At 69.2% G+C, this 16538-nt stretch carries 12 protein-coding genes; 9 read left to right on the top strand and 3 right to left on the bottom strand.

Annotated elements, in window-relative coordinates; all coding sequences use genetic code 11:
• Positions 1-56: 56 nt before the first annotated feature.
• On the bottom strand, positions 57-4004 hold the full coding sequence (eccCa, locus tag ABZ098_RS22610) for a type VII secretion protein EccCa (RefSeq protein ID WP_356593822.1): 3948 nt from the start codon (positions 4002-4004) through the stop codon (positions 57-59).
• A gap of 260 nt (positions 4005-4264) precedes the next feature.
• On the opposite strand from eccCa, the gene eccD reads away from it, so the two are divergent.
• The 6 genes from eccD to ABZ098_RS22580 all read left to right on the top strand — a co-directional run bounded on the left by eccD (position 4265) and on the right by ABZ098_RS22580 (position 11419).
• The gene (eccD, locus tag ABZ098_RS22605) at positions 4265-5728 is read left to right on the top strand and encodes a type VII secretion integral membrane protein EccD (RefSeq protein ID WP_356593820.1); all 1464 of its coding nucleotides are present in this window, start codon (positions 4265-4267) and stop codon (positions 5726-5728) included.
• A gap of 258 nt (positions 5729-5986) precedes the next feature.
• Entirely contained in the window at positions 5987-6274 is a 288-nt protein-coding gene (rpsO, locus tag ABZ098_RS22600) for a 30S ribosomal protein S15 (protein WP_005479656.1), read from the top strand.
• Positions 6275-6586: 312 nt separating this feature from the next.
• The gene (locus ABZ098_RS22595; protein ID WP_356593818.1) at positions 6587-8809 is read left to right on the top strand and encodes a polyribonucleotide nucleotidyltransferase; all 2223 of its coding nucleotides are present in this window, start codon (positions 6587-6589) and stop codon (positions 8807-8809) included.
• Positions 8806-10185 (top strand): pitrilysin family protein, encoded by a 1380-nt coding sequence (locus ABZ098_RS22590; protein ID WP_356593816.1) that lies wholly within the window; start codon positions 8806-8808, stop codon positions 10183-10185. The genes ABZ098_RS22595 and ABZ098_RS22590 overlap by 4 nt, the downstream gene beginning before the upstream one ends.
• A gap of 26 nt (positions 10186-10211) precedes the next feature.
• A complete protein-coding gene (dapB, locus tag ABZ098_RS22585) occupies positions 10212-10964 on the top strand; it encodes a 4-hydroxy-tetrahydrodipicolinate reductase (protein WP_356593814.1) in 753 nt (250 codons plus the stop codon).
• On the top strand, positions 10964-11419 hold the full coding sequence (locus ABZ098_RS22580; protein WP_356593812.1) for a hypothetical protein: 456 nt from the start codon (positions 10964-10966) through the stop codon (positions 11417-11419). Before dapB ends, ABZ098_RS22580 begins: the two co-directional genes overlap by 1 nt.
• Positions 11420-11489: 70 nt before the next feature.
• Here ABZ098_RS22580 and ABZ098_RS22575 read toward each other — a convergent pair whose 3' ends face one another.
• Positions 11490-12047 carry a phage holin family protein gene (locus ABZ098_RS22575; protein WP_356593810.1) on the bottom strand — a complete coding sequence of 186 codons (558 nt, stop codon included), beginning with the start codon at positions 12045-12047 and terminating at the stop codon, positions 11490-11492.
• Positions 12048-12138: 91 nt separating this feature from the next.
• Positions 12139-12378 carry a hypothetical protein gene (locus tag ABZ098_RS22570; RefSeq protein WP_356594394.1) on the bottom strand — a complete coding sequence of 80 codons (240 nt, stop codon included), beginning with the start codon at positions 12376-12378 and terminating at the stop codon, positions 12139-12141.
• 205 nt (positions 12379-12583) lie between these two features.
• On the opposite strand from ABZ098_RS22570, the gene thyX reads away from it, so the two are divergent.
• The 3 genes from thyX (at position 12584) to ABZ098_RS22555 (ending at position 16274) form a co-directional block, all read left to right on the top strand.
• Entirely contained in the window at positions 12584-13324 is a 741-nt protein-coding gene (thyX, locus tag ABZ098_RS22565) for an FAD-dependent thymidylate synthase (protein ID WP_356593808.1), read from the top strand.
• Between the two features lie 211 nt (positions 13325-13535).
• Positions 13536-14435, top strand: coding sequence for a 4-hydroxy-tetrahydrodipicolinate synthase (dapA, locus tag ABZ098_RS22560; RefSeq protein WP_356593806.1), 900 nt, complete (start codon positions 13536-13538; stop codon positions 14433-14435).
• 153 nt (positions 14436-14588) lie between these two features.
• Positions 14589-16274: a ribonuclease J gene (locus ABZ098_RS22555; protein WP_356593804.1), complete on the top strand. Its 1686-nt coding sequence runs from the start codon at positions 14589-14591 to the stop codon at positions 16272-16274.
• Positions 16275-16538: the final 264 nt, after the last annotated feature.

Genomic DNA, 16538 nt, shown 5'->3' with positions numbered 1-16538 from the left:
CACAACGACAAAGAGGGGCGGACCGCAGCCACGGCCCGCCCCCCCCACGAGCAGGCTCAGCTCTCCGGCAGGTATCCCGTCTGGACGAGCTGACCGCTCGACCGGCGGGAGATGAACTGGCCACGGCCCTGCGGCTGCGGAGTGGCCTTGATGTTGTTGAACACCGGGCCCTCCGACGGGTCGCCCGACAGCACGATGCCCTGCGCGCCCAGCTCCTTGATCCGGGTGAGGACCGGCTCGAAGGAGGAACGCGAGGCACCCGAGGTGGAGCGGGCCAGGATGATCCGCAGACCCAGGTCACGCGCGAACGGCAGGTACTCCAGGAGCACCGACATCGGGTTGCCCATCGACGTGGCGACGAGGTCGTAGTCGTCGATGAAGATGAACGCGTCGGGCTCGCTGTACCAGGAGCGGTTGCGCAACTGGTCCGGCGTCACGTCCGGGCCGGGCATGCGGCGGCTCATCGAGCCGGCCAGCGACTCCATGACCTCCTGGAGCTGCGGACCCGAGGCGCAGTACTTGTACATGTGGCTCTCGGGCACCTGTCCGAGCAGCGCGCGCCGGAAGTCCGAGACCACGAACAGCGCCTTGTTCGGGGCGTACCGCTCCGAGATCTGCTTGGCCATGAACCGCAGCAGCGAGGACTTGCCGGACTCGCTCTCGCCGTAGATGACGAACAGCGGGTCGGTCTCGAAGTCCACGAAGACCGGCGAGAGGGTGAGCTCGTCGACGCCGATCGCGACACCGCGGCTGCCGAAGTCGCCGCCGCCGGGCAGCTCGGACGCGTGCAGCATCGTCGGGAGCATCCGCACCTTCGGGGCCACCGGGCCCTGCCAGGCGCTGTTGACGCTCTGCACGAGGTGCGCCATGCCGTCGGCGAGGTCCTCCACCTGCGTCGAGCCGTCGATACGGGGCGTCGCGGCCAGGTAGTCCAGCTTCTCCGGGGACAGACCGCGACCCGGCTTGCCCATCGGCACGTTCTCGGCGCGCTTGCGGTCGAACTCCGACTCCATCGCGTCACCGAGCCGCAGTTCGAGCCGGCTGAGGATCTGGTCGCGCAGCGCGGGCCGCATCTCGGTGTAGCGGGTGGCGGTGATGATCAGGTGGACACCGAAGCCGAGACCACGGGTCGCGATGTCCGCGATGACCGGGTCGAGCATCTCGTAGTCGTTCTTGAACGTCGCCCAGCCGTCGATGATGAGGAAGACGTCACCCCACTGCTGGTCGGGGTAGTGCCCCTGCGCCCGGCGGCTGCGGAAGGTGCCCATGGAGTCGATGCTCTTGGAGCGGAAGAACTCCTCACGGGCGTTGAGGATGCCGTGCACCTCCGCGACCGTACGGCGGACCTTCTCCTGGTCCAGACGGGAGGCGGCGCCGCCCACATGGGCGAGGTTCTCCAGCGCGAGCATGCCGCCGCCGCCGAAGTCGAGGGCGTAGAACTGCACTTCGGCAGGCGTGTGCGTGAGCGCGAACGACGTGATCATCGTGCGCACGAGCGTCGACTTGCCGGACTGCGGACCACCCACGATCAGCGCGTGGCCGGCGGAGCCCGACAGGTCCGCGTACATCACGTCACGGCGCTGCTCGAAGGGCTTGTCGACCAGACCGACCGGCACGATCAGCTTGCTCTGCGCGTGGTAGCCCTCGGCGTGCAGACCGCGCTCCGGGCTGATGTTGAGGGCCGGCAGCACCTGGTCGAGGCTGAACGGCTCGTCCAGCGGCGGCAGCCACACCTGGTGCGCGGGCGGACCCTGACCGTCCAGGCGGCTGACGATGACGTCGAGGACGGTGTCGGCGAGCGCGTCGTCGATCTGGTTGCTGCGGGTGTCCGGCTCCGGCTCGGCGAGGATGCGCACCGGCACCGGCGCCGCGGTGAACAGCACGGGGGAGCGGTCGATCCGCCCGCCGCCCTGCACCATCGGCCCGTTCGGCCGGTAGGTGCCCGACACGTACGCGGCCTTGAACTGCACCATCGTCTCGGTGTCGTACTTGAGGATGCCCGCGCCGGGGACGTTCGGCAGGTGGTACGCGTCGGGCACACCGATCGCCGTACGGGACTCGGCCGCCGAGAAGGTGCGCAGACCGATGCGGTACGACAGGAAGGTGTCCAGACCGCGCAGCTTGCCCTCTTCCAGTCGCTGGGAGGCGAGCAGCATGTGCACACCCAGCGAACGGCCGATGCGGCCGATCTGGATGAACATCTCGATGAAGTCCGGCTTGGCGGCGAGGAGTTCGCTGAACTCGTCGATGATCAGGATGAGCGAGGGCAGCGGGTCGAGGGCGGCACCGGCGGCGCGGGCCTTCTCGTAGTCGGTGATGTTGGCGTAGTTGCCGGCCGTCCGCAGGAGCTCCTGCCGGCGGGTCAGCTCACCGGTGATGGAGTCGCGCATGCGGTCGACGAGGGTGAGCTCGTCGGCCAGGTTGGTGATGACCGCGGAGACGTGCGGCATGGAGCCCATGCCGGTGAAGGTCGCACCGCCCTTGAAGTCCGCGAGGACGAAGTTGAGCGTCTCGGAGGAGTGCGTGACCGCGAGGCCCAGCACCAGCGTGCGCAGCAGCTCCGACTTTCCGGAACCGGTGGCGCCGACGCACAGGCCGTGCGGGCCCATCCCCTCCTGCGAGGCCTCCTTGATGTCCAGCATGACCGGCTCGCCGTTCTCGCCGAGACCGATCGGCACCCGCAGCCGCTCGTGCAGCGTGCGCGGCCGCCAGGTGCGCGAGACGTCCACGCTCGCCGCGTCACCGATCTGCATGAGGTCGGTGAAGTCCAGGTTCGCCAGCAGCGGTTCGTCCGCGTCGGCGGCACCGAGCCTGAGCGGCGCGAGCTGACGGGCCAGCGACTCGGCCTGCGCCTGTGACAGCACGTCGGGGACACCGGTGAAGACACCCGTGCCCGCCTCCAGCTCCATCGCCTCGGGCCACACCCGCACCGACAGCGAGCCACGCGCCTCGTCGAGTTCACCGGGCACCACCTCGAGGATGGTCACGCCCTGGAGGCCCTCCGCCGAGGCGAGCACCGAGTCCGCGGGCACACCGCCGCCGTCCAGGACGACGACCACGTGCGGCTGGTCCAGGACCGGCGAGCCGTCCCGGCTCCAGCGGGGGCGCCCCTCGAGCTGGTGGGCGATCATCTCCTCCAGCTCACCGAGGTCGAAGCAGAGCAGGCGCCGGCTGCCGGCGCCGTCGGACTCCTTGTGCTGCATGTGCGGCAGCCACTTGGTCCACTCCCAGTCCACCGCCGCGCCCGGCGAGGCCACGACCGCGATCACCACGTCCTCGGGCGAGTGCAGCGAGGCCAGTTGACCGACGATCGACCGGGTCTGGCCGTAGACCGTCTCGGCGTCGCCGGAGATCGTCACGTGGTAGAAGGAGCGCAGCCCGATCGCCAGCGGGAGTTCGCCCAGGGTGCCGTAGCTCGCGATGAACTGCTGCATCGCGTGGGCGGTCAGCGGCTCCAGCTCGTCCACCGGCGCGGTGTCGGGCGCGACCAGCGGAGTCGCGAGCTGCTGCGGGCCCAGGCCGATGCGCACCTGCGCGAAGTCCGGGTCGGTGGAACGGCGTTCCCACAGCCGCGAGCCCTCGGCGACCAGCGCCCAGAGCTGCTCGGGCGCCGGGTGCAGGTAGTACTGGGCGTCCCGCTGCTTGTGCACCGTGCGCCGCACCTCGCGACGCTTCTGCGCCAGGTACTTGAGGTAGTCGCGGCGGGCCTCGGCCATCTGACCGGAGGGGCCCTTGCGGGACCGCACGATCTGGGCGACGACCATGGCGACCGTGGACGCCAGCATCAGGCCGCCCATGACCTTCATGAAGCCGCCGCTGCCGGAGCTGTTCGGCATGAAGAAGAACGCCGCCGACGAACCCATGCCCAGCATGGGCAGCAGGTTCATCAGCAGGCTGTCGTCCTCGGTGCGCGGGAGTTCGGGAGGGGACTCGAGCTTGACCTCCTCACTCGGCACCTCCGGCGGGTAAACCCGCGGCGGGCGCTTGACGATGACAACGCTCACCGATCCACCAGTCCTTCACGCAATCGCAATGTCGAACCGCCCCCGTCGTGACGGCCCCCGTACGTCTCTCGACTCATGGGGCTCAGCCCACTCATGAGTCGGGCGTTGATCCTACTGTTCTGCGGTGCCGTTGAGCCGGGAGGGGATGAGGAGATGCGGCAAGGGGACGGTAGGGTGACGCTCCAAACGAAGCGCGGAGCGGGTTTCGCCCTGGCAAACCGCGACGAATCACCGAGTACTGGACTAGGGGGAACCGTCAGGTGAGTACGGTTTCAGCAACCGGATTCTGCCGGGTCACGGTGGCGGCACCGAACAGCCGGATCGATGTGGCACTCCCCGAGGACGTGCCGCTCTCTGACGTCTACCCGGAGATCCTGCGGCTGTCGGGACAGACTCCCGAGGAGGCCGCGCCCACCGGGTACAACCTCGTACGCAGGGACGGTTCCGTTCTCGACGACGGCCGCTCGCTCGCCGAACAGCAGATACGCGATGGCGAATTGCTGCTGCTGCGGCCGTTCGCGGACTCGCTGCCGCCCGCCGTCTTCGACGACGTCGTCGACGCCGTGGCCGCCGCCGTCGAGGCCGACCGGCGCAGCTGGAACGACGGCATGATGCGCGTCGTCGGCCTGACCGCCGGCGCGCTGCTGCTGACCATGATGGCGCTGGCGCTGTGGTTCTCCGAGCCGCTGCGCCACGACATGCACGGTCTGCCCGGCGTCATCGCCGGCGCCACCGGAATCGTCCTCGTCGCGCTCGCCTCGGTACGCGCCCGCGTCTACGACGACCACCACGCGGCGGTCGCCCTCGGACTCGCCTCGCTGCCGCACCTGATGGTCGGCGGCTCCGGCATCATGGGCCTCGACGCGGGCGAGGGCCCCGGACGGCTGAACCTCCTCGTCGGCTTCGCGGCCGTCCTCGTCGCCGCTGTCCTGCTCGTCCTGATGCTGCCGCAGAGCGACGCGCCCTTCATCGCCGCCGCGTTCGGCGCCGGCATCGGCGTCCTCGCCACCTTCGCCGCCGTCGTCTTCGAGGCCGAGCCGCGCGAGGCCGCCGCCGTCACCGCCGTCGTCATGATCGCCGTCATCGGCTTCCTGCCCGGCTGGTCCGCCCGCTTCTCCCGGCTGCCCATCGGCTTCCGCTCGCCCGACCAGATCGCCAAGCGCGGCCGCTCCGAGGACCAGCAGGAGCAGGAGCCGGTCGACTACCAGCTCATCACCGACCAGGCCCGCCGCGGCCACGAGCTGCTGCTCGGCCTCGTCGGCGGCTGCGCGGTCACCGGCGTCGCCTCCGCCGGTGTGGTGCTCGGCTTCTCCAGCAGCGGCTGGGCCCAGCTGCTCTCCCTGGCGGCTGGCCTCGCCATGCTGATGCGCGCCCGGCTCTTCCTGTACACGTCCCAGGTCGTGACCCTGATGGTCTCGGGCGTCATCACCGTCAGCCTGCTGGTCCTCGGCCTCGCCCTGAACCCGCCGGCCGACATCATCAAGGACCTCGTCTACGACCACAACAGCGCCCCGCTCGACATCCGCACCGTCTGGCTGTCGGCCGCGGTGGCCCTGGGTGCCACGCTCCTCGTGGCCATCGCCCTGATCGTGCCCCGCAAGGGCGTCACCCCGTTCTGGGGCCGGATGCTCGACCTGAGCGAGGGCGCGGTGCTCCTCTCCCTGGTCCCGCTCTGCCTCGCGGTCCTCGACCTGTACGCGGCGGCCCGCGGCATGACCAGTTGACGTTCCGGTCCGGACACCTCACGGCGGCTGTCACCCGAACGGGTGGCAGCCGCCGCGTCATGTGGACGAGGTGGGCGTGGACCGGATCACTACCGCCGGGCTGATACGCTGGTCGACGGCCGTTTGTGTACGCACCCCCGGAGCTCACCGCTCTGGAGGCCGCGCCCAGCGGATCCCCGCCTCCCGAGTAACGGAAGCTCCCCTGAGAAGTGGACCAGGGGCACTCGGTGGCTACCCAAGAGACTACGAGGAGTACGCGTGTCGCTCGACGCCGCTACGAAGAAGCAGATCATCACCGAGTTCGGTACCAAGGAGGGCGACACCGGCTCCCCCGAGGTCCAGGTCGCGATGCTCTCGCGCCGTATCTCGGACCTGACCGAGCACCTCAAGACCCACAAGCACGACCACCACTCCCGTCGTGGTCTGCTGATCCTGGTCGGTCAGCGCCGTCGCCTTCTCCAGTACCTGGCGAAGAAGGACATCCAGCGCTTCCGTGCGCTGGTCGACCGCCTCGGCATCCGCCGCGGTGCGGCGGGCGCCAAGTAGGACGCCGTGAGGGGAGCGGTTCCCGAAACGATCGGGGGCCGCTCCCTTTGCCGTACGTGCGCACCGTACGTACGGAAACGTGCGCGGTGTCACACCCGCTTTGTAGTGTGGTAGCACAACGCAGTGAAACAAGGAGAAGTGCACCTCGCCGCCGCCGGTCCTCGGTAGTGGCCCCCGGGCCTTGCGAACCCGGGTGCTTCGATCGAAGACCGGCCCGCACCAGACGGAGCGCTTCTCCGCGCACGTCCCCCCGCCACACGGGCGGATCGGGACAAAAGACGAACGCAGACGAAAAGTAACGGAGAGCACCTAGTGGAGAACGAGACCCACTACGCCGAGGCCGTCATCGACAACGGCTCCTTCGGCACCCGCACCATCCGCTTCGAGACGGGCCGCCTCGCCAAGCAGGCCGCCGGCTCCGCCGTGGCGTACCTGGACGACGACACCATGGTGCTGTCGGCCACCACCGCCTCCAAGAACCCCAAGGACCAGCTCGACTTCTTCCCCCTGACGGTGGACGTCGAGGAGCGGATGTACGCCGCCGGCAAGATCCCCGGCAGCTTCTTCCGCCGCGAGGGCCGCCCCTCCGAGGACGCCATCCTCACCTGCCGGCTGATCGACCGCCCGCTGCGCCCCTCCTTCAAGAAGGGCCTGCGCAACGAGATCCAGGTCGTCGCCACCATCATGGCGCTCAACCCCGACCACCTGTACGACGTCGTGGCGATCAACGCCGCCTCCGCGTCCACCCAGCTGGCCGGCCTGCCCTTCTCCGGCCCGATCGGCGGCGTCCGCGTCGCGCTGATCAACGGCCAGTGGGTCGCCTTCCCGACGCACTCCGAGCTCGAGGACGCCGTCTTCGACATGGTCGTCGCGGGCCGCACCCTGGAGGACGGCGACGTCGCGATCATGATGGTCGAGGCCGAGGCCACCGAGAAGACCATCCAGCTCGTCAAGGGCGGCGCCGAGGCCCCGACCGAGGAGGTCGTCGCCGCCGGTCTGGAAGCCGCGAAGCCCTTCATCAAGGTCCTCTGCAAGGCCCAGGCCGACCTCGCCTCCAAGGCCGCCAAGCCCACCGGCGAGTTCCCGATCTTCCTCGACTACCAGGACGACGTCCTGGAGGCGCTGACCGCCGCCGTCAAGCCGGAGCTCGCCTCCGCGCTGACCATCGCGGGCAAGCAGGAGCGCGAGGCCGAGCTCGACCGCGTCAAGGGTCTGGCCGCCGAGAAGCTGCTCCCGGAGTTCGAGGGCCGCGAGAAGGAGATCTCCGCCGCGTACCGCTCCCTGACCAAGCAGCTCGTCCGCGAGCGCGTGATCAAGGAGAAGAAGCGCATCGACGGCCGTGGCGTCACGGACATCCGTACGCTCGCCGCCGAGGTCGAGGCCATCCCGCGCGTGCACGGCTCCGCGGTGTTCGAGCGTGGCGAGACCCAGATCCTGGGCGTCACCACCCTCAACATGCTCCGCATGGAGCAGCAGCTGGACACCCTCTCCCCGGTGACCCGCAAGCGCTACATGCACAACTACAACTTCCCGCCGTACTCCACCGGCGAGACCGGCCGCGTCGGCTCCCCGAAGCGCCGCGAGATCGGCCACGGCGCCCTCGCCGAGCGCGCCCTCGTCCCGGTCCTGCCGACCCGCGAGGAGTTCCCCTACGCGATCCGCCAGGTCTCCGAGGCGCTGAGCTCCAACGGCTCGACGTCCATGGGCTCGGTCTGCGCCTCCACCATGTCGCTGCTGAACGCCGGTGTGCCGCTGAAGGCCCCCGTCGCCGGTATCGCCATGGGCCTGATCTCCCAGGACATCGACGGCGAGACGCACTACGTCACCCTCACCGACATCCTCGGTGCGGAGGACGCCTTCGGCGACATGGACTTCAAGGTCGCCGGCACCAAGGAGTTCGTCACCGCCCTCCAGCTCGACACCAAGCTGGACGGCATCCCCGCCTCCGTCCTGGCCGCCGCCCTCAAGCAGGCCCGTGACGCCCGCCTCCACATCCTCGACGTGATGATGGAAGCGATCGACACGCCGGACGAGATGTCCCCGAACGCCCCGCGGATCATCACCGTCAAGATCCCCGTGGACAAGATCGGCGAGGTCATCGGCCCCAAGGGCAAGATGATCAACCAGATCCAGGAGGACACCGGCGCCGACATCACGATCGAGGACGACGGCACCATCTACATCGGTGCGGTCGACGGCCCCTCCGCCGAGGCGGCCCGCACCACGATCAACTCGATCGCCAACCCGACCATGCCGGAGGTCGGCGAGCGCTACCTGGGTACGGTCGTCAAGACCACCACCTTCGGCGCGTTCGTGTCGCTGCTCCCGGGCAAGGACGGTCTGCTGCACATCTCGCAGATCCGCAAGCTGGCCGGTGGCAAGCGCGTAGAGAACGTCGAGGACGTGCTCGGCGTGGGCGCCAAGGTCCAGGTCGAGATCGCCGAGATCGACTCCCGCGGCAAGCTCTCCCTGATCCCCGTGATCGAGGGCGAAGAAGGCTCCTCGGACGAGAAGAAGGACGACGCCGACCAGTGACGTCCCGTAGCTCCAAGGCGACGGCCCGCACCTCTTCGGAGGCGCGGGCCGTCGCCCGTACCCAAACCCTCATCAAGGGCGAGAACGGCATCGGCACCGTCCGCAAGACCACCCTCCCGGGCGGCCTGCGCATCGTCACCGAGACCCTCCCCTCGGTCCGCTCCGCGACCTTCGGCATCTGGGCGCACGTCGGCTCCCGCGACGAGACCCCCTCGCTGAACGGCGCCACGCACTACCTGGAGCACCTCCTCTTCAAGGGCACCGCCAAGCGCAGCGCGCTGGACATCTCCTCCGCCCTCGACGCGGTCGGCGGCGAGATGAACGCGTTCACGGCGAAGGAGTACACGTGCTACTACGCGCGCGTGCTCGACGCCGACCTGCCGCTCGCCATCGACGTGGTCTGCGACATGCTCACGGGCTCCCTCATCCGCGAAGAGGACGTCAACGTCGAACGCGGCGCGATCCTCGAGGAGATCGCGATGACCGAGGACGACCCGGGCGACTGCGTGCACGACCTGTTCGCGCAGACCATGTTCGGCGACAACCCCCTCGGCCGCCCTGTCCTCGGCACGGTCGACACCGTCAACGCCCTGACCGCCGACCGCATCCGCCGCTTCTACAAGAAGCACTACGACCCGACGCATCTCGTCGTCGCGGCCGCGGGCAACGTCGACCACGACAAGGTCGTACGGCAGGTCCGCACCGCCTTCGAGAAGGCCGGCGCCCTCAAGAACCTCGACGCCACGCCCATCGCCCCGCGCGACGGCAGGCGCGCCCTGCGCACCGCGGGCCGCGTCGAGCTGCTCGGCCGCAAAACCGAGCAGGCCCACGTCGTCCTCGGCATGCCCGGCCTCGCCCGCACGGACGAGCGCCGCTGGGCCCTCGGCGTGCTCAACACCGCGCTCGGCGGCGGCATGTCGTCCCGTCTCTTCCAGGAGGTCAGGGAGAAGCGCGGGCTGGCGTACAGCGTCTACTCGTACACCTCCGGCTTCGCCGACTGCGGCCTGTTCGGCGTGTACGCCGGCTGCCGGCCCTCGCAGGTCCACGACGTACTGAAGATCTGCCGCGACGAACTCGACCAGGTCGCCGAGCACGGTCTGACGGACGACGAGATCGGCCGCGCCATCGGTCAGCTGAAGGGCTCCACGGTCCTGGGCCTGGAGGACACCGGCGCGCTGATGAACCGCATCGGCAAGAGCGAGCTGTGCTGGGGCGAGCAGATGTCCGTCGACGACATGCTCACCCGCATAGCGTCGGTCACCCCGGACGACGTCCGCGAGGTCGCCCGCGAGATCCTGGGACGGCGCCCGTCGCTGTCGGTCATCGGCCCGCTGAAGGACAAGCAGGCGGCCCGACTGCACGAAGCGGTCGCGTAAGCCCTCCCCCCGAAGGAAGCAAGAAGATGAGCAAGCTGCGCGTGGCGGTCCTCGGTGCCAAGGGCCGGATCGGTTCCGAGGCGGTCAAGGCCGTCGAGGCCGCCGAGGACATGGAACTGGTCGCCGCTCTCGGCCGGGGCGACAAGCTGGAGAGTCTCGCCGGGACGGGCGCCCAGGTCGCCGTCGAACTGACCACACCCGCCTCGGTGATGGAGAACCTGGAGTACTGCGTCGGCCACGGCATCCACGCGGTCGTAGGCACCACCGGCTGGACCGACGAGCGCCTCGCGCAGCTGAACGGCTGGCTCGCCCAGTCCCCGGAGACGGGCGTGCTCATCGCGCCCAACTTCTCCATCGGGGCCGTCCTGACCATGAAGTTCGCCCAGATCGCCGCGCCCTATTTCGAGTCCGTCGAGGTCGTCGAGCTGCACCACCCCAAGAAGGTCGACGCCCCGTCCGGCACCGCCACCCGCACGGCCCAGCTCATCGCCGAGGCCCGGCGCGCGGCGGGCACGGCCCCGGCGCCGGACGCCACGGAGACGGCCCTGGACGGGGCGCGCGGCGCGAACGTCGACGGGATCCCCGTCCACGCCGTCCGCCTGCGCGGTCTCCTCGCCCACCAGGAGGTCCTGCTCGGCGGCGAGGGCGAGACGCTGACCATCCGCCACGACTCCCTCCACCACAGCAGCTTCATGCCGGGCATCCTGCTCGGCGCCCGCCGAGTGGTCACGACCCCGGGCCTGACCTTCGGCCTGGAGAACTTCCTGGACCTGGGCTGATGCGCGCCAAGCTGTCCTACGTCCTCACGGCCGCCGTCCTGGTCTTCTACTTCGTCCTGGTCGGCAGCCGCGGCGTCATGCTGATCCAGTCCGGCACCCTCGTCACCGTCACGTTCGGCGTCGCGGTGCTGATCCTGCCGGTGATCGGCGTGTGGTTCCTGTGGAAGAACACCCAGTTCGTCCGCAGGGCCAACGCCCTGGCAGCCGAGCTCGACGCCGAGGGCGGCCTGCCCGTCGACGAGCTCAAGCGCACGCCCGGGGGACGGATCGACCGTGACTCGGCGGACGAGGTCTTCGCCCGGCGCAAGGCCGAGACGGAGGCGGCCCCCGACGACTGGCGCAGTTGGTTCCGGCTCGCCGTGGCCTACCACGACGCCCGCGACACCCCGCGTGCCCGCAAGGCCATGCAGCGCGCGATAGCACTGCACGACGGCAAGGCCGTCCAGCAGCTCTGAGGTCCCGACACGTCGAAGGGGGCCGGTCCTGATGCGGACCGGCCCCCTTCTTCGTCTGTTTCTGCCGGGGTCAGCCCCGCGCGTGCTCCGCCGCCCAGGCCTCCACCGCGTCCGCGGCCCGGTCGAACGCCTGGCCGCGCGCGAGGAAGTCCGCGTTGTGCGTGGTGAGCAGCGGCGGCAGGTCCTCGGGCCCGCGACCCTGCCGTACGAGGGTCAGGGCCTGGCCCTGGACCGTGCGCGGCAGTCCGAGCCAGCGCACCGGCTGCTGTGCCGTCCGCACGGCGACGACCTGTTCCCAGGACACCGTACGAGTGAACAGGAAGCCCACCCGACGCACCCCGCGGGCGCTCACCCACACCCCCATGCGCAACAGCCGCAGCGCACCGACGATGACGAGCAACGCGATCCCCAGCACCACGGCGGCCTCGGTCGGCGAGTCGGTCAGCGCGATGATCACCGCGGCGAACAGCACGTACGAGGCGAGCAACAGGAGAATCGCCGCCACACCCACCCGCCACGGACCGGGGCGGTAGGGGCGCCGCCAGCGGTCACGGTTCTCGAACGGCAACGGGGCGTCGTCGTCCGTAGCCTCGAACACGCGGTCGGCCGTCAGGAAGGGCAGGGGCACGGCGGGTCCTCACTCGATCCATGCGGTGGGCTGTGCCCGGTGAGGCTATCCGCCGTTGTCCCCGCGAGCCACTCCTGGGGGCCCGGTTGAGTCAGTGTCCTTGGGACGCCTGCGACTGCTGTGTCTGCGAGGGCGCCTGATCCTGTGACAGCGCCGGCATCCCGAGGACGAGGGACCCCACCAGCCCGGCGACGATGGTGAGTCCCGTCAGCCAGCGCCCGGCCATCTCACCGGCGGACGCCCGCTCACGGGGCGGAGGAGTGACATTGCTGCGGAACCTGTCGGCTTCGGCGACAAAGGCGAACGGTACGGGTTCGCGCCGACGCAACAGCATGGGGGTACTTCTCCCTTCAGGGATGGAACTTCAGGGACGGAACCTCAGGGATCGAACGATCGCTGCTGTCTGTACAGACGAGCGGTTCCCGCAAAAGGTGCCCGGTTTCGCCGACTTAACTCGGTCACGCCACTGAAAGTCCCGTTTGGCGGCACGTAGAGTGGCGTCGCCACCGAACGAGCTGGGAAGGACCCCCCGAACCGTGACCCCCACCCCCGACGACGATTTCAAGATCGAGCTGCGCGACGACGTCACCGTCGAACTGGTCAAGCACAGCGCGGCCGACTCCGACGTGCTGTTCGCCGCCCGGGTGTCGACCGTCGGAGAGCAGTCCCTGGACGAGCTGAACAAGGACCCGGAGCGCTCCAAGGGCCTGATCAATTACCTCATGCGGGACCGGCACGGCAGCCCCTTCGAGCACAACTCGATGACCTTCTTCATCAGCGCCCCGATCCTCGTCTTCCGCGAGTTCATGCGGCACCGCGTGGGCTGGTCGTACAACGAGGAGTCCGGCCGCTACCGGGAGCTCCAGCCCGTCTTCTACGTCCCCGGCGCCGACCGCAAGCTCGTCCAGCAGGGCCGCCCGGGCAAGTACGTCTTCGTCGAGGGCACCCCGGAGCAGCACGAGTCCGTCGCGCACGCCATGGAGGAGTCGTACCGCCAGGCGTACCGGTCCTACCAGGAGATGCTCGCGCAGGGCGTCGCCCGCGAGGTCGCCCGTTCGGTCCTGCCCGTCGGCCTGTTCTCGTCGATGTACGCCACCTGCAACGCCCGTTCGCTCATGCACTTCCTCGGTCTGCGCACCCAGCACGAGCAGGCGAAGGTGCCGTCCTTCCCGCAGCGGGAGATCGAGATGGTCGGCGAGAAGATGGAGGCGGAGTGGGCGAAGCTCATGCCGCTCACCTACGCCGCCTTCAACGCGAACGGCCGTGTGGCGCCGTAACGGACGCCTGTTTACCCGCAGGGCACAGATGTGCGGGTCCACCTCGCGAAGTGTCCGTATTGCGGCATTTAGAGAAGTTCATCTAGCCTGATCAAACGGACCCGGCACTGCTTGAACCCCCGAGCAGGCAGTGCCGGGCTCCGCATTTGTCCGGACTTTTGCCGTCCCCCTAGGGCAGACCCCGCCCTGCGCAACGAGTAGCGTGTTACCCATGGCTCCGACCTCCACTCCGCAGACCCCCTTCGGGCGGGTCCTCACCGCCATGGTCACGCCCTTCACGGCGGACGGCGCACTCGACCTCGACGGCGCACAGCGGCTCGCCACCCACCTGGTGGACGCAGGCAACGACGGCCTGATCATCAACGGCACCACGGGCGAGTCCCCCACCACCAGTGACGCGGAGAAATCGGACCTGGTACGAGCCGTACTGGAGGCGGTCGGAGACCGCGCCCACGTCGTCGCGGGCGTCGGCACCAACGACACCCACCACAGCATCGAGCTGGCCCGGACCGCCGAGAAGACCGGCGCGCACGGCCTGCTGATCGTGACGCCGTACTACAACAAGCCCCCGCAGGAGGGCCTGTACCGGCACTTCAAGGCCGTCGCCGACGCCGCCGAGCTGCCCGTCATGCTCTACGACATCCCCGGCCGCAGCGGCGTCCCGATCAGCACCGAGACGCTGGTCCGGCTCGCCGAGCACCCGCGGATCGTCGCCAACAAGGACGCCAAGGGCGACCTCGGGCGCGCGAGCTGGGCCATCGCCCGCTCGGGCCTGGCCTGGTACTCCGGCGACGACATGCTGAACCTCCCGCTGCTCTCCGTGGGCGCGGTCGGTTTCGTCTCGGTCGTCGGCCATGTGGTCACCCCGGACCTGCGCGCCCTGGTCGAGGCGTTCGTCTCGGGTGACGTACAGAAGGCCACCGAGATCCACCAGAAGCTGCTCCCCGTCTACACGGGCATGTTCCGCACCCAGGGCGTGATGACGACCAAGGCGGCGCTCAGCCTCCGGGGACTCCCCGCCGGGCCCCTGCGCGCCCCCATGGTCGAGCTCTCGCCCGAAGAGATCGAGCAGCTCAAGCTCGATCTCGCCGCCGGCGGGGTACAGCTCTAGCACCAGACTTCGCGCGCCCGGCGCGCAACCGGACTCAACAACTGAATAGGCGGGCCACCGGTGCCCGCACCACAAATACAACTGCTACACGCACGAACGTCACGCGCGCCACGTGCCCCACCGGTACGTGGCGCGCGTGGTGAGGAGAGTCTTTTGAGTCATCCGCATCCTGAACTGGCCCCGCCCCCGCCGCTTCCCGAAGGCGGCCTGCGAGTCACCCCACTCGGCGGTCTCGGCGAGATCGGCCGAAACATGACGGTCTTCGAATACGGCGGCCGTCTGCTGATCGTCGACTGCGGAGTGCTGTTCCCGGAGGAGGAGCAACCCGGAATCGACCTGATCCTGCCGGACTTCTCGTCCGTCAGGGACCGCCTCGACGACATCGAGGGCATCGTCCTCACCCATGGCCACGAGGACCACATCGGCGGCGTCCCCTTCCTCCTTCGCGAGAAGCCGGACATCCCGCTGATCGGCTCCAAGCTGACCCTCGCGCTCATCGAGGCCAAGCTCCAGGAGCACCGCATCCGCCCGTACACCCTTGAGGTGGCCGAAGGGCACCGCGAGCGGATCGGCCCCTTCGACTGCGAGTTCGTCGCGGTCAACCACTCCATCCCGGACGCCCTGGCGGTCGCCATCCGGACGCCCGCCGGCATGGTGGTCCACACGGGCGACTTCAAGATGGACCAGCTCCCGCTGGACGGACGCCTCACGGACCTGCACGCCTTCGCGCGGCTGAGCGAGGAAGGTATCGACCTTCTCCTCTCCGACTCGACGAACGCCGAGGTCCCGGGCTTCGTCCCGCCGGAGAAGGACATCTCGAACGTCCTGCGGCAGGTCTTCGCGGGCGCCCGCAAGCGGATCATCGTGGCGAGCTTCGCCAGCCACATCCACCGCATCCAGCAGATCCTGGACGCGGCCCACGAGTACGGCCGCCGGGTCGCCTTCGTCGGCCGCTCGATGGTCCGCAACATGGGCATCGCGCGCGACCTCGGCTATCTGAAGGTCCCCCCGGGCCTGGTGGTCGACGTCAAGACGCTCGACGACCTCCCGGACCACGAGGTGGTCCTGGTCTGCACGGGCTCGCAGGGCGAACCGATGGCCGCCCTGTCCCGCATGGCCAACCGCGACCACCAGATCCGGATCGTCAATGGCGACACGGTCATCCTCGCCTCCTCGCTGATCCCGGGTAACGAGAACGCGGTCTACCGCGTGATCAACGGCCTGACCCGCTGGGGCGCCAACGTCGTCCACAAGGGCAACGCCAAGGTGCACGTCTCGGGCCACGCCTCGGCGGGCGAGCTCCTGTACTTCTACAACATCTGCCGCCCGAAGAACCTGATGCCGGTCCACGGCGAATGGCGCCACCTGCGCGCCAACGCCGAGCTGGGCGCCCTGACCGGCGTCCCGCACGACCGCATCGTCATCGCCGAGGACGGCGTGGTCGTCGACCTCGTCGAGGGCAAGGCGAAGATCGCGGGCAAGGTCCAGGCGGGGTACGTCTACGTCGACGGCCTCTCGGTCGGCGATGTCGGCGAGCCGGCCCTCAAGGACCGCAAGATCCTCGGCGACGAGGGCATCATCTCGGTCTTCCTGGTCGTCGACTCGTCCACCGGCAAGATCACGGGCGGTCCGCACATCCAGGCACGCGGCTCCGGCATCGAGGACTCGGCCTTCGCCGACGTGATCCCGAGGATCACCGAGGTGCTCGAGCGCTCGGCCCAGGACGGCGTGGTCGAACCCCACCAGCTCCAGCAACTGGTGCGGCGGACCCTCGGCAAGTGGGTCTCCGACACGTATCGCCGCAGGCCGATGATCCTCCCTGTGGTGGTGGAGGTCTGACGGACCGTCGGACACTCGTCCGAGCGAACTGGGAGCGGGGCGCCTCGATTTGCATCGAGGCGCCCCGCTCCAGTACGTTTACGGCTCCGCCCGAGGGGGAACCCGGCAGCTTCGTGCTCCGGAGCCAGCCTCCAGAGGGCGGGAATTCCGACTCAGAACATCTGATAAAGTCGGAGCCGCCGGAAAGGGAAACGCGGAAGCGGGAACCTGGAAAGCACCGAGGAAATCGGAACCGGAAACGGTCTGATAGAGTCGGAAACGCAA

This window comes from Streptomyces sp. NPDC006335 (assembly GCF_040612795.1).
Taxonomy (GTDB): domain Bacteria; phylum Actinomycetota; class Actinomycetes; order Streptomycetales; family Streptomycetaceae; genus Streptomyces.
The sequence above is the reverse complement of the archived record's forward strand: the minus strand, read 5'-3'. Positions and strand labels throughout refer to the sequence as shown.

What these genes read in the sequence shown, in the direction of transcription:
- dapA (WP_356593806.1), top strand. Translation starts at nt 13,536, where the DNA reads ATGGCTCCGACCTCCACTCCGCAGACCCCCTTCGGGCGGGTCCTCACC.
- dapB (WP_356593814.1), top strand. Translation starts at nt 10,212, where the DNA reads ATGAGCAAGCTGCGCGTGGCGGTCCTCGGTGCCAAGGGCCGGATCGGT.
- ABZ098_RS22580 (WP_356593812.1), top strand. Translation starts at nt 10,964, where the DNA reads ATGCGCGCCAAGCTGTCCTACGTCCTCACGGCCGCCGTCCTGGTCTTC.